This is a genomic window from bacterium (assembly GCA_030685015.1).
GTDB lineage: Bacteria > CAIWAD01 > CAIWAD01 > CAIWAD01 > CAIWAD01 > CAIWAD01.
The window spans coordinates 1-12,422 of sequence record JAUXWS010000074.1; the positions used below are offsets into that span (position 1 = coordinate 1).

Below are 12,422 nucleotides of genomic sequence, written 5' to 3' on the forward strand. Positions count from 1 at the left end.
TAGGGCCCTCTGTCCGACAAGGCCTTGCGGCGCAAGCGCCGCCCTTTCCCACTTTCTTTTCGCGAAAAGAAAGCGGGGCAAAGAAAAGGCTCGCAGACCCTGCCCAGCCATGGCGGTGACACGCGCGGGGTCGCGCGACTGTGGACTTTGTGGGCACCGGCTCTTCGGCCTCTGCGCGCGCATACGCTCAGACGCCGCGCTGCGCGCGACGTCCCGGCGTGGCGCGCGCGACGAGGCCGAAAACAAGGTTTGGATATGCCAGGTGAAGCTTCGCCTGGCGTGACGTGAAGGCCGAAGGCCTGAACCAACTGCCATGGTGTCCGCATAAAGTGATAGGGCCCTCTGTTCGACGGCGGCCGTGAGGCCGCCTAGTTAGGGCCCTGAATGTCTTGGAGAGGGCTTTCTTTGGGAACCTTTCTTTCGCCCGTGAAAGAAAGGTGCAAGAGCGCGGCGCTGGCGCCGCAAGTCCAGCGTCGCGACGAGGCCGAAAACAAGGACCCTGGGGCAAACCCCCATCCCGGCCTTCCCCCTGGCAGGGGGAAGGCGCATCGTGCGCCGTCAGTAACCGCCGCCGGCGGCCGGCTTGCCGCCCACGATCGCCACGCTGGCCGATGCGCCCAGGCGATCCGCCCCCGACTCGATGAACTGCACGGCGTCGGTCAGGCTGCGCACCCCGCCCGAGGCCTTGACGCCCATGCCGGCCCCCACCACCCGGCGCATGAGGGCGACATGCTCGGTGGTGGCGCCGCCGCTGGAGAAGCCGGTCGAGGTCTTGACGAAATCCGCCCCGGCGGCGCGGCAGGCCAGGCAGGCCTTGACGATCTGCTCGTCGCTGAGCAGGCAGGTCTCGAGGATGACCTTCTTCACGATGCGCGGGCCGGCCGCCTCCACCACGGCGCGCACGTCCTCCTCCACCGCCCGCCATTCACCGTCCCGGGCCAGCCCCACGTTGAGGACCATGTCCACCTCGCGGGCGCCGTCGCGCACGGCCTGGCGGGCTTCAGCGGCCTTGGCCTTGCTCGTGGTGGCGCCCAGGGGAAAGCCGATGACGGTGCAGACCTTGACCGTGCTGCCCTCCAGCAGGCGGGTGCAGAGGGCGACCCAGCAGGGGTTGATGCAGACGCTGGCGAAGTGGTGTTCGCGGGCCTCGCGGCAGAGGCGCTCGATATCGGCGCGTCCGGCGTCGGCCTTGAGCAGGGTGTGGTCGATCATGCGGGCGATCTCGCCCCGCACGCGGTCCAGCAGGCCCAGGGTGCAACTGACGCGGTCGGCGCCGCAGGCCAGGACACGATCCGGCTGGTAGGCGGGGGGCGGCGCCGCGGTGTGGCGGGACGCCCCCGTCACGGCGCAGGGCTGCTCCGCCGGCGCGGGCAGGGGACGGGCGGCCGACGCCGCTCTCGCCCCGCGCTGCTCCAGCACTTCCTTGACAATGCGGTCGACAATATCCCCGCTCATGGCCTCACCCATCGATGTGGAAAGCGTCCACCACCCCCACGATGAGGGCCTGGACGGGAATCCGCTGATTGTCCAGCGCCAGGCGGGCGCTGCCCCCTTCCTTGTTCACCAGGACGCGGTCGCCGATGCCGGCGTCCACCGTGTCCAGGGCGATGCTCTCCGCGCCACGGGGCTGCCCGTCCAGGCCCAGGGGACGCACCAGCAGCAGCTTGTGCCCCTTGAACTCGGCATGCTTCTCGGTGGAGACCACCTCGCCCGTCACCAGCGCGATCTGCATGGACCATCCTTTTCATCCGCGGCCGGGCTTGGACGGCGAGCCCAGCTCTCCTTGCGCCATCGTGCGGCGCAGGTGAAGGATCAGCTCTCCAGCGCGCGTCCCACCCGCTCCACCAGGCCCTGCGCCACCTGGTCGCTCAAAGCCTCGGCGAAGATGCGCAGGATTGGCTCCGTGTTGGAGGCGCGAATCTGCACCCAGGCCGGGCCGCCTCCCGCATCGAGGAGGAACTTGAGGCCGTCCGTCTCGTCCAGGCGGGCCTCGGGCAGGGCCTCCCGGACCTTGAGCAGGGCCAGGGACGGATCCATCACTCCCAGTTCCAGCTTGTGCTTGATCATGGCGTAGGTGGGCAGCTCCTCGCGCAGGACGCGCAGCTCCCGTCCGCTCTCGAGCAGGTATTGCAGAATGAGAGCCATTCCCACCAGGGCGTCGCGACCCAGGTGGAGGTCGCGCAGAATGACGCCGCCGTTGCCTTCGCCCCCGATGGCGGAGCCCAGCTGGCGCATGCGCACGCTGACGTTGATCTCCCCCACCTTGGTGCGGTGCAGGTCGACCCCCGCCTCGCGGGCCACGTCGTCCAGGATCTGGCTGCTGGAGACGTTGGCGACCAGGGGGGATGCCTCCTGCCGCAGCACGTGGCGCGCCGCCAGGGCCAGGGTCAGTTCCTCGCCCAGGGGACGGCCTTTGCCGTCGACCAGGGCCAGGCGGTCGCCATCGGGATCCAGGGCGAAACCCAGATCGAAGGGGCTGCTGCGCAAGGTCTCGCAGAGCGCGCCCAGGTTCTCCGGGGTGGGTTCCGGCCCGCGGCTGAAGAGGCCGCTGTCCTCCACGCCCAGTTTGACCACCTCGCAGCCCAGCTCCTGCAGGAGGCGGGGCGCCAGGACGCGCCCGGCGCCGTTGACGCAATCCACCGCCACGCGGAAGCCCCGCTTGCGCAGGGCCGGCACATCGAGCAGGCCCAGCGCCAGAATGCGCTTGACGTGGGCCTCGCCGGCGTCGGGGATGGCGTCCAGGCAGCCGAGGCGATCCCAGGAGACGCAGTGCGGACCGCGGGCGGCAATCTCCAGATGACGCCGGCTCTGCTCGGGGTCCAGGAAGAGGCCGTCGCCATGGAAGAACTTGAGGGCGTTCCACTCCACCGGATTGTGGCTGGCCGTGATGCAGACACCGCCGGCGGCGCCCAAATCCTCCACCAGCACGGCCACCGTGGGGGTGGGCACCACGCCGGCGTCCAGCACGCGGCAGCCCGCCGCCGTGAGGCCGGCCACCACCGCCTGGCGCACCATGGGTCCGCTTGGACGCGTGTCGCGGCCCAGCACCACAGGGCCGCCGCCGCAGTACTCGCCGAAGGCCGTCGCATAGCGGGCCACCACCTCCGGACTGAACCCCTCGCCCACCACGCCCCGGATCCCGGAGATGGAGATCATGAGGCGGCTCACGCGTCGCCCTCGGTGGCGGCGGCCGGCAGGACGGCGTCCAGGCGCGCCTTTTCGTCAACGAAATTCAGCCGCAGGTCGGTGACGGCGGATGTGAGCATGCGCACCAGCTCGTCGGGCAGGCGGTCCCGCGTCTTGTCCTCCAACATGGCGAGCACGTCGATGAAGTAAGCCGCTTCCTCCAGGTCCGTGCGCATGCCGTCGCCGGGGCGGGCCACCTTGCCCAGCGCCATCATGGCGAGCTGCTGGTACTGCAGGATCAAGGAGAAAAGCAGCTGATCGTTCTTGTCCATGGACGCACTCCTTAGTTGTCGAGGGGGGCCGTGGCCGCCACCGCCTCCGCCTCGTCGGCGCGCCAGTCCAGCCGGCGACCGCAGCCGGCCAGCAAGTCCAGCATGAGGGGCCGTGCCAAGAGGGTGCGGGCCTCCGCGGCGCGGCCCAGGTCGGGCCGCTGCAGACGCAGGCAGGGCCAGCCCCCGGCCAGGTCCACCCGGAGCGGACTCATGTCGTCCTCGCGCACCAGCAGCAGGATGGACTCCAACAAGCGGTCGAAGAGCCAGCTGGCCTCGCGGTAGGGCAGGGGGCAGGGTTGGTCGGCCGGCAGGTCCAGCTCCTGTTCACAGCGGTGCTTGAGGGCCGCGTCGGCGCGATAGAAGCGCAGTTCCTCGTGCACAACCAGTTCCCAGGTGAGAGGGGTGCCCCGCTCGTACTCCTGCAGACGGCGGTAGCGGTCGCCCAGCAGGCGGATCTGGCCGGCCAACTCGTCGGTCTGGAGGTCCAGGCGCTCCAGATCGGCCAGCTCGGGATGGCGGAACTGCATCAACTGGATCATGCCCGACAGGGCATTCAAAGGATTGTTGAGGTTGTGGACGATGCCGCCCGTGTAGCGGCCGAAGCTCTCCAACTGCTCGCCGCGCCGGGCGGACTCGGGATCCAGGCCGGGCACAAGCAGCTCCTCCTCCCCCGCTTCCAGGCGCCAGAAGCCGGAGCTGGGCGCCCCATCCCCGCACAACTGGAGCCCCAGCACCCCCAGGCGGCGGGCGGCGGCGTTGAGGGGCCGCCAGGCATCGGCGCCGGCGCCGCGGGGACGCAGGTAAACCGGGTAGGGCAGATGTTCAAGCAGGGTTTCGGCCAGGACAGGAGTGCCGCTCATGGGCGGGATTCCCCCTCTTCATCGGGCTGGATCAGCTTTCGATAGTAGCGGATCTGGTCCCGCAGGCGGACGGCCTGTTCGAAATCCTCCCGCTCCACCGCCTCGTCCAGCTCGCCCTCCAGCTTGAGGATGAACTCCTCAAGCGTCACCGCTTGTGAGAATCCATGCTGGCCGGCGGCCTCCATCAGATCGGGATGGACCTGGATGGCCAAGCCCAGCCGCAAAGCCAGCGGGATGGCGTCGGAGGGGCGGGCGTCCACGCGGATGCGCTCGCCGTCGGGTCGCTCCAACACGACTTCGGCAAAGAAGGTGTTCTCATGCAGGCGGTTGATCTGCACGCCGCGCACCTGTCCGTCCAGTGCCCGCAGCAGGGAGGCCATCAAGTCGAAGGTCCTGGGGCGCTGGAACTGCCCGCCCCGCAGATTGTCGGCGATGGCCTGGGCTTCCACCGGCCCGATCAGGATGGGCAGCCAGCGCTCGGAGTCCTTCTCACGCAGGATCACCATGTATCCGCCCTGCTGGGGGTTGAAGCTCACCTTGGTGACGATGACCTCGATCACGGGACACCTCCTTGGGCAGGAAAAGGTAGTGATCGGGCCGGCCGGGGCCAATAAGAGTAAAGTGGGCCGCCCTGCGGCGGCCCAGCCTCCCGTACTCACCACGTCCCGCAAGCGGGTCATGGCTTTGCTATTGGGATTTGACCTGCACGCAGGTCCAGGCAGATAGTCTGATGGCGACCATGGTCGCCGGAATCCTCGCGCTGTCAGTTCAGGTCGTGGGCACACCGGCCTAGGAAGCCGGAACGGGCGCAACTATAGCAGATCTCAAGCTAAGAGGCAAATGAATTCCTGCAACAGCGGGTCAACAGCTTATAGACGATAACTATTCTTTATCTCCATGAGAATCAATTTGATAGATATTCATTAACCGATCGGCGACGAACTTCATTACTTCGCCATCGGTATAAAATCCCGACTGGATTTTGTCGTTCACTTCCCGCATCAGGTCCTGCCGGTAGTCCTCTTCCGGAGTGCCGACAGCGCCAGCGGAGGCCGCGCGCAGACTGCCCTGCTCCAGCAGGCGATCACTGATTCGGTCCACGACAACCTCCCTATCGTAGTAGCCCGTCGCCATCCTATCCCGCACCTGGGCGAGGATCTCCTCGCGCACATCGGGCAGGGCCGCGGCCGCGTCCATCAGCACGCCGCGCAAACGTCCCAGGTCGCGCCCGTCCCGGCTGATCTCGACCCGGTCCTCGCCCGCCAGGGCGCTCTCGGCGGCACGACCCAGATCACGCACGCTCTGGTAGCGCGCCTCGATCGCGGCACGGCGCAGGGCCTGTCCCAACTGGGATGTTTGGCCGGTGGAAATGTCCATCAGGTCCTCCCCTCAGGTCCCATCCGCTCCTTGTGAGCGGAACTCCGCTCACCCATAGATGTCAAGAAGTCGTCCCTTGCCCAACTCCCGAGGTTGACGCGGCTCCTCCACCCCGGCCTCGGTCTCCGGCGTGGATGATGTGCCGCGCAGCTCGGCGGCGGGCCGGCCCGGCCGCTCCGCCTGGCGCTGGGCCATGTTGTCCTGATAGGCCTTGAGCAGCGTCTGCCCCGCCTGTTCGGTGCGCATGGGGGCCCCCTAGACCTGGATCGCCGCGCGGCCCTGCTCGGCCGGCGGATCCTGCTCCTGCCGGCGGATGACCTGGGACCAGGTGGCGCGCAAGTCCTCCAGCAGTCGCGCCACCACCTCCAGGTGGGAGGGATCGTTGCGCAGGTTGGCCTCCCTCATGCGGTGCAGCATGAACTCGTAAAGGCGGTCCAGGCTGCGGGCGATGTCCTGCCCCTTCTCCATGTCCAAGGACTGGCGCAGCTCGCCCACGGCGCGGATGGCCCGATCCATCTGGACTCCCTTGCCGGGCACGTCGCCCTCCCTCATCAGCCGCTGACTGTCCCGCACGGCCCCCACCGCCGCATCGTAGACCATCAGGAGCAGGCGGCCCCGGTCGGCGGTCCGCGCCTGGGTCTCATGGTACTGGCGGAAGCGTAGATCCTGGCTCATGCCGGGCCCTTTCCTAACTGGAGGACGTGGTGAGCGAACTCAGCGCGCTGGACTGGGACTGCAGCCTGCTCATGGCGCTTTCCATGGCCAGGTACTCCCGCGTCAACTGCGCGCGCTTTGCTTCAAGTCGTGCGTTCATGTCCTCGATGGAGTCGGCCAGTCGGCTGATGGACTTCTCCAGCCGGCTGGTCTGGAAGCTGACCAGGCCGCGCTCGCTGTCGGTCAATGCCGTCAGGGAGCGGGTCAGGGCGGCGGCGGCGCCGTGGATCAGCGTGATCGTGCCGCTGCGCGTGCCCGGCCCGTCGCCGGGGTCGCGGAAGAGGATGCGCAATCCGGCCCAGGGGCCATTCTCGGGGCCGGAGATGAGGCGGCCGTCCACCCGCGCCGTCTGGCCGTTGAGGGTGGCGCCCACCAGCGCGCCCTCGGCATCGTACTCGGCGCTGAGCGACACCGCTCCGGCCGGTGTGTCCGCCTGGCGCGTGAAGAAGCGGAAGACCGGGCTGTCGCTGCGTGCGTTGAAGGTGAAAAGAGCCGCCAGATCCTCGGGATGGCCGGCCAGGGCGGCCTCCAGCTTGGTTTCATCCATGCCGAGCAGGCCGCCGGCGCCGCTCTTGATGCCGACCTGTCCCAGCAGCGTGTAACGTGCGTCCGCGTCCAAGCCGGCGAAGGGCCGCGTCACCAGCTGGCTGATGGTGCGCTTCAACTGGTTGACACCGCTGTCCCCCAGCAGCACACCCATCGTGCTTTCTTCGGAATTGTAGGTGGTCGTGCTGTTGATGAGGCCGACCAGGTCGTTGTAGGCGCTGACGAAGGACTGGATCTTGGCCTTGATCGCCGCGTCGTCGCGCTCCACCGTGATGGTCAGCTCCTCGCCGGCGGTGGACGCCGCAAGGGTGAGGCTGAGGCCCTCGATCGTGTCCGTCAGTGTGTTCCCCGACGACTCCAGCCAGCCTTCCGGTGGATAGCCGTCCACGCGGTAGAGGGCGTTGCGCGCCTCCTGCGTGACGGTGAACGCAGCGGCGCCAAAGCTGCCGCCGCCCAGGGTGGTCAGCTCCTCATCCACCGCCAGTTGGGCAGCCAGTCCGGTGGCCGTGCCGGACAGCACAAGGTGCCAGCCGTTGGCCCCGCCGCTGCCGTCGTTGAGCAGGCTGGCACGCACGCCGGGATTGGCGGCGTCCTGGTTGATGAGGTCGCGCAGATCCCTCAGGGTGGCCCCGTCGGGTATGGCCAGCGTGACCGTGACGGCCTCGTCGCCGCTGCCGTAGGTATAGGCGAAGACCTGGTCGGCGCCCGATGTGTTGAGGGAGGAGTCGTCCGCGCTGGCCACGCCCTGATGGACCAGGCGCGCCGCCGCGGCCAATTGCTCCACCTGCACGCGGTAGACGCCCGGAGCCGCGCTGCCCGTGGCGGTGACAGCCACGCTGTTGGGCTGGCTGCTGAGCGCGCGGCTGCTGAGAAAGGCGGCGGCCTCCTGCAGGGAGCCCATGGAGGTGTTGAGGGCGAGCATGCGATTGTTGATGGCCCGCCAGGCGTCCAGCCGCTTCTGCTCCAGGGACTGGCGGTTCTCGATCAAGGTGACGCGGCGCTGCTCCAACCTCATCAAGGCGTCAATCGTGGATTGCCAGTCGATGCCTGAGCTGAGGCCGCTGATGGTGCTGACCGAGGCCATGACCGCGCTTCCTTCCCCTACGATGCCCACCACGGGAGCCCTCCAACCGGCAGCATATGCCCAGTCGATCGGTCCTTCGGGCAAAATTGCACCGCCTGGCCCCCGGTGGGGTGGCGAATTCCGAAGTGAGCAAGTCCCGTGACAGTTTGCCCGACCGGCGCGGGTCCAGGCGTCTGTCGCAGGAGGAGATCGGCCGATGGAGAAAAGGCTGGAGCCGGGACCTGCCCGGCGTGGACGCTGGGCGGATCGGCGGCAGGGCGGCTTCGGAACTCCCCTAGTTCCGGACGCGACGGGAGCGTGGCGGCTGGTGCCGACGAGAAGAGGGGACGGACTCCGCCGCCGCTCAGGTGAGGAGGGGAAGTGCCCGGCAGGCCAACCAGGCTTCGGCCAGGGCAGCCAGACGAGCGCGCTGGGTGGCCACGGCGGGGCGCAGGCTGGCCAGGTTCTCATCGGGGTGGGGCGGCCGCTCCGCCAACCGCTCCAGGCCGTCCAGCTCCGCCTCCAGGTTGCGCCTCATCTCGTCCAGGCCGCGGCGGCTGGACTCGCTGCCGTCATCCCGCTCGATCAGCCGCTCGTAGTAGTCCACGCTGATCACCAGCTCGGCGGCCAGGTGGTGCGGCCGCTCGGACCCGACCAGCTGGACGCGCCCATAGATGTGGTCCACCATCTCGTCCAGGCTGTAGTTGCGCGTGAACCAGGCCAGGTTCGGCCCCGGACAGACGGCCACAGGCAGGGCCTTCTCCGTGGCGCCCAGCTTGACCAGGGCGCCGTTGCCCAGATGGTCGCAGATGCAGGACTTGACCAGCACGGCGGCGCGCCCCGCCTCGTCCTCCGGGGCCAGACTGGCGAGCTTCTGGCGCTGGAACTCGGCCGAGGCGGTGCAGAGGGGACTTTCCCCGAATTCCAGGTTGGAGACGAGGTGCCCCTTGGGACAGGGCGAGCCCGGCCGGCCGCGCTCGGCCCGCTCCCGGCCCCACTCCTCGCTCGAACTGCCGCGCAGGTTGTTGAAGGGAATGCCCAGGGGCGAGGAGTCGCTCAGGTAGAAATCTTCGGGGCCGGCCGCGGCCAGCTGGTTCCGCGTGGCGTCGTCCAGCAAGGTCACTTCCGGCACCAGAAGAAAGGGACTGGCCCAGCCGGTGGCGTCCACCTGGTAGTCCTCGTGCAGGCGGCGGGCCTCCCCGTGCACGCCCAGGCCGCCCTGGACGGTGAGGCGGCTGCGGCAGGCCTGCTCGGGCAGGGCCTCTTCCCGGCCCTGGGAGCGGTGGAAGGCCTCGACGAGGGGACGCAGTTCCGTGCAGAGCTGGTCCCGGCGTTCCCGGAACTCCGCCAGCAGGCCGGAGAGCAGGCGCCCGCCCGCCCCGAAGGCATGGCCGCCGCAATTGAGTCCGGATTCGACGCGATACTCGTGGACCTCGAGACCCAGGCCGGCCAGGATGCGCCCCTGGGCCAGGGCGGAGCGGAAGTCGCTCACCTTGATGATGATGCGCTTGCGCAGGGTGCCGCCCGCGTCCCGGTAGAAGTCGCGGAACTGGGCCATGTACCGGTAGAGGCGCTTGTTGAGGCCGGCTGAGACGACCAGGGCCGATTCCAGGCTGCTGTTGGCGAAGCCGCGCAGGGCGGCCATGGCATCGTTGAACTCGGCGGGCAGGGTGTGGCCCTGGGCGTCCTGGTTGCTCCGGTCCAGCTTGGCCATGATGTTGACGTCGATGGAGCCGGCCGTGATGCGCGCCTCCAGTTCGCGCTGTCGCTCCGCGCAGCCGGGGGTGTCCCGCAATTCCAGCAGTCTCAGCCAGGCCTGGCGCAGGGGCGACTCGTCGGGCAAGAGGCGGAAGTAGCGCTCCTTGTCGTTGGCCTGGAAGAAGGGCTGGCGGCGGATCTCATCCACCTTCTCCTGCACCAGCTCGTTGAGGAGATCCAGATAGGCCGTGATGCGGCGGGCGCGGCTGTCCTCCTCGCGGCGCGCGATGGCCGTGAAGGCCCGGTCGAAGCGGGCACAGAGCTGGCGGCGCATCTGTTCGATCAGGGTGTCGTCCACCAGCGAAAGGCAGCTGTCGATGCCCAGCGGGGCCACGGCCAAGGGCGTGGCAATGCTGAAGCCTGTCCCCATCACGGGGATGTGGAAGGTGTGGGGGGACATGAGAGCCTGCCTTTCCGCGGAGGAGCGGTCCTGGCCGATGCGCCACCTCCCGTGGCGTCGGCCCGTCCCGGCGACGACTTCGCTCGATCAAACGTGAACCTGCTTCAACCGCAAGGTCGCATATGGTGGGCTGATCTGGCTCTCCAAAGCAGGCGATTGTTTTCTGAAGGACATGGTTGGCCGTCGGCCGGGCTCGGCCGCCCCGCTCTCTTCATCGCTCCCGCCAACGCTGGGTCGGGCTGGCCGGCCCCCTCCCCGCGGGCCGCCAGTCATGGTCAGATGACGACTGGGTGACGCGGGGGGGGGGGGGGGGTCAATGCATCAACTGATCATCCTACGGCCCCTCGCCCGGTGGATCCGTCCCCACGCATGCGGAATCCCGCCGCGCCGCCGCACTGTTTCGCGTTCAGGGCTCGTCCAGGACCGCCCGCACTTTCGCCAACAGCACCAGCATGTCGAAGGGCTTCTGGATGAAGTGCACGCCTGGATCCAGGATGCCGTGGCGGGCAATGGAATCCTCCGTGTAGCCGGACATGTAGATGACCCGCGGGGCATCGGGCAGCCGGGACAGCCTCTCCACCAACTCGCGGCCCCCCATGCGGGGCATGATCACGTCGGAGAGCACAAGGCGGACGCCCGCCCCGCTGTCCCCCAGCAGGCGCAAGGCCTCCTCGCCGTCCGCCGCCTCCAGGACGGTGTAGCCGTGGCTGGTCAACATGCGCACAGCCAGGCGTCGCACCATCACCTCGTCCTCCACCACCAGCAAGCGTTCGCTGCCGCGCAGATGCTGATCCGAGGGGCGCTCCGCCTCCCGTCGGCGGGCCTGTTCGCGGACCACGGGCAGGAAGATCTGGAAGGTGGTGCCCACGCCCTGTTCGCTTTCCACCCAGATGAAGCCGCCGATCTGCTTGACGATGCCGTAGACCGTGGCCAGACCCAGGCCCGTCCCCTTCCCCTTTTCCTTTGTGGTGTAAAAGGGTTCGAAGACCCGGCCCAGGGTTTCCCGGCTCATGCCGGCGCCCGTGTCCGTCACTTCCAGCAGGCAGAAGTGGCCCGGCCTCATGGGCGGGTGCAGGCGGCAGAACTCCTCGTCCACCTGCACGGCACGAGTCGCCACCGTCAGGGATCCACCATCGGGCATGGCGTCGCGGGAGTTGACCGCCAGGTTGACCACCACCTGCTCCAGCTGGCCGGTGTCGGCCATGACGGTGCCGCAGTCCCGGTCCAGCTCGGTGACGAGGCGGACGTCCTCGCCGATGAGGCGCTGCAGCATGCGCTGCATGTCACCCACCACGGCATTGAGATCGATCGCCTCGAGCTGCAGCACCTGGCGGCGGCTGAAGGCCAGCAGCTGCCGGGTCAGCCGGGCCGCCCGCTCCCCGGCATGGCCGATCTCGCCCAGCTGCTCGCGCAGCGGGTCCTCATCCTTGCACTGGGCCTGCAGCATGTCCACATGGCCGTTGATGACCGTGAGCAGGTTGTTGAAGTCATGGGCCACGCCCCCGGCCAGGCGGCCGATGGACTCCATCTTCTGGGCTTGGTAGAACTGCTGCTGGAGCAGCTTGAACTTGGTGATGTCGAAGAGGTAGCCCTGCATGCGCCGCAGCCCGCCCTCCTCGTCGAAGCTGCCCAGCACGTTCATGATGACATGGACGGGCTGGCCGGCCAGGTCGCGCAGCTCGATCTCGAGGTACTCCAGCTTGCCCTGCCGGGTCAATTGCTCCAGCATGGCGCGCCGCAGCGAGGCGTCGGGGTAGAGGACGCCCACATTGGTGCGCAGGGCCTCCTCGCGGGAGGCGAAGCCGAAGAGGGCCAGGAAGCTTGGGTTGCAGTCCACCAGGCTGCCGTCGGCCAGGGAGATGTAGTCGGCGGTGAGATCGTGCTCGAAGAATTCGCGGTAGTGGGCCTCGCTGCGCCGCAGGGCCTCCTCCGCCTCCTGCCGCTCCGTGATGTCCAGGATGGAGCCGAGCATGTGCGTGGGACGGCCGTCCGGGCCATGGGTGAGGCGACCGCGCCCGTGCACCCAGCGCAGCGCGCCGTCCTGGCGCCGGAAGATGCGGTAGCTGCGGTCGAACTCGCCGCCCCGTCCGACGACGTCCTCGCGCAGATAGCGCTCCATCTCCACCCGGTCATCGGGGTGGATGAGGCTGACCCAGCCCGCCACATCCGGGTGGAAGTCCTGGCCGCGCAGTCCGAAGATCTCGTCCAGCACGGGCGAGCTTTGCCACAGTCCGGTGCCCAGGTCC

General features: G+C 68.6%; 12 protein-coding genes. All 12 read right to left on the reverse strand.

Features of this window, described 5'->3' with window-relative positions:
* Positions 1-558: 558 nt before the first annotated feature.
* Positions 559-1,212, reverse strand: a complete 654-nt coding sequence (deoC, locus tag Q8O14_10755; protein ID MDP2361212.1) for a deoxyribose-phosphate aldolase — start codon at positions 1,210-1,212, stop codon at positions 559-561.
* A 247-nt stretch (positions 1,213-1,459) separates the two neighbouring features.
* Positions 1,460-1,732 (reverse strand): EutN/CcmL family microcompartment protein, encoded by a 273-nt coding sequence (locus Q8O14_10760; protein MDP2361213.1) that lies wholly within the window; start codon positions 1,730-1,732, stop codon positions 1,460-1,462.
* A gap of 80 nt (positions 1,733-1,812) precedes the next feature.
* Positions 1,813-3,168, reverse strand: a complete 1,356-nt coding sequence (gene glmM, locus Q8O14_10765) for a phosphoglucosamine mutase (protein ID MDP2361214.1) — start codon at positions 3,166-3,168, stop codon at positions 1,813-1,815.
* Positions 3,165-3,458, reverse strand: coding sequence for a DUF1844 domain-containing protein (locus tag Q8O14_10770; GenBank protein MDP2361215.1), 294 nt, complete (start codon positions 3,456-3,458; stop codon positions 3,165-3,167). The genes glmM and Q8O14_10770 overlap by 4 nt, the downstream gene beginning before the upstream one ends.
* Before the next feature lie 11 nt (positions 3,459-3,469).
* The gene (locus tag Q8O14_10775; protein MDP2361216.1) at positions 3,470-4,318 is read right to left on the reverse strand and encodes a hypothetical protein; all 849 of its coding nucleotides are present in this window, start codon (positions 4,316-4,318) and stop codon (positions 3,470-3,472) included.
* Positions 4,315-4,878 carry a bifunctional nuclease family protein gene (locus Q8O14_10780; GenBank protein ID MDP2361217.1) on the reverse strand — a complete coding sequence of 188 codons (564 nt, stop codon included), beginning with the start codon at positions 4,876-4,878 and terminating at the stop codon, positions 4,315-4,317. The genes Q8O14_10775 and Q8O14_10780 overlap by 4 nt, the downstream gene beginning before the upstream one ends.
* Before the next feature lie 322 nt (positions 4,879-5,200).
* Entirely contained in the window at positions 5,201-5,695 is a 495-nt protein-coding gene (locus tag Q8O14_10785) for a flagellar biosynthesis anti-sigma factor FlgM (protein ID MDP2361218.1), read from the reverse strand.
* A gap of 48 nt (positions 5,696-5,743) precedes the next feature.
* Positions 5,744-5,941, reverse strand: a complete 198-nt coding sequence (locus tag Q8O14_10790; GenBank protein MDP2361219.1) for a hypothetical protein — start codon at positions 5,939-5,941, stop codon at positions 5,744-5,746.
* Positions 5,942-5,950: 9 nt separating this feature from the next.
* Entirely contained in the window at positions 5,951-6,370 is a 420-nt protein-coding gene (gene fliS / locus Q8O14_10795; GenBank protein ID MDP2361220.1) for a flagellar export chaperone FliS, read from the reverse strand.
* A 13-nt stretch (positions 6,371-6,383) separates the two neighbouring features.
* A complete protein-coding gene (gene fliD / locus Q8O14_10800; GenBank protein ID MDP2361221.1) occupies positions 6,384-8,039 on the reverse strand; it encodes a flagellar filament capping protein FliD in 1,656 nt (551 codons plus the stop codon).
* Positions 8,040-8,382: 343 nt separating this feature from the next.
* Positions 8,383-10,176: a hypothetical protein gene (locus Q8O14_10805; GenBank protein ID MDP2361222.1), complete on the reverse strand. Its 1,794-nt coding sequence runs from the start codon at positions 10,174-10,176 to the stop codon at positions 8,383-8,385.
* A 406-nt stretch (positions 10,177-10,582) separates the two neighbouring features.
* Positions 10,583-12,422 (reverse strand): ATP-binding protein (locus Q8O14_10810; GenBank protein ID MDP2361223.1); only part of this gene is annotated, 1,840 nt, incomplete at its 5' end.

Bases quoted from the DNA above. Each gene is read 5' to 3' on its own strand.
- fliD (MDP2361221.1), bottom strand. From the start codon at position 8,039: ATGGCCTCGGTCAGCACCATCAGCGGCCTCAGCTCAGGCATCGACTGG.
- Q8O14_10805 (MDP2361222.1), bottom strand. From the start codon at position 10,176: ATGTCCCCCCACACCTTCCACATCCCCGTGATGGGGACAGGCTTCAGC.
- Q8O14_10775 (MDP2361216.1), bottom strand. From the start codon at position 4,318: ATGAGCGGCACTCCTGTCCTGGCCGAAACCCTGCTTGAACATCTGCCC.
- fliS (MDP2361220.1), bottom strand. From the start codon at position 6,370: ATGAGCCAGGATCTACGCTTCCGCCAGTACCATGAGACCCAGGCGCGG.
- Q8O14_10785 (MDP2361218.1), bottom strand. From the start codon at position 5,695: ATGGACATTTCCACCGGCCAAACATCCCAGTTGGGACAGGCCCTGCGC.
- deoC (MDP2361212.1), bottom strand. From the start codon at position 1,212: ATGATCGACCACACCCTGCTCAAGGCCGACGCCGGACGCGCCGATATC.
- Q8O14_10770 (MDP2361215.1), bottom strand. From the start codon at position 3,458: ATGGACAAGAACGATCAGCTGCTTTTCTCCTTGATCCTGCAGTACCAG.
- Q8O14_10790 (MDP2361219.1), bottom strand. From the start codon at position 5,941: ATGCGCACCGAACAGGCGGGGCAGACGCTGCTCAAGGCCTATCAGGAC.
- Q8O14_10760 (MDP2361213.1), bottom strand. From the start codon at position 1,732: ATGCAGATCGCGCTGGTGACGGGCGAGGTGGTCTCCACCGAGAAGCAT.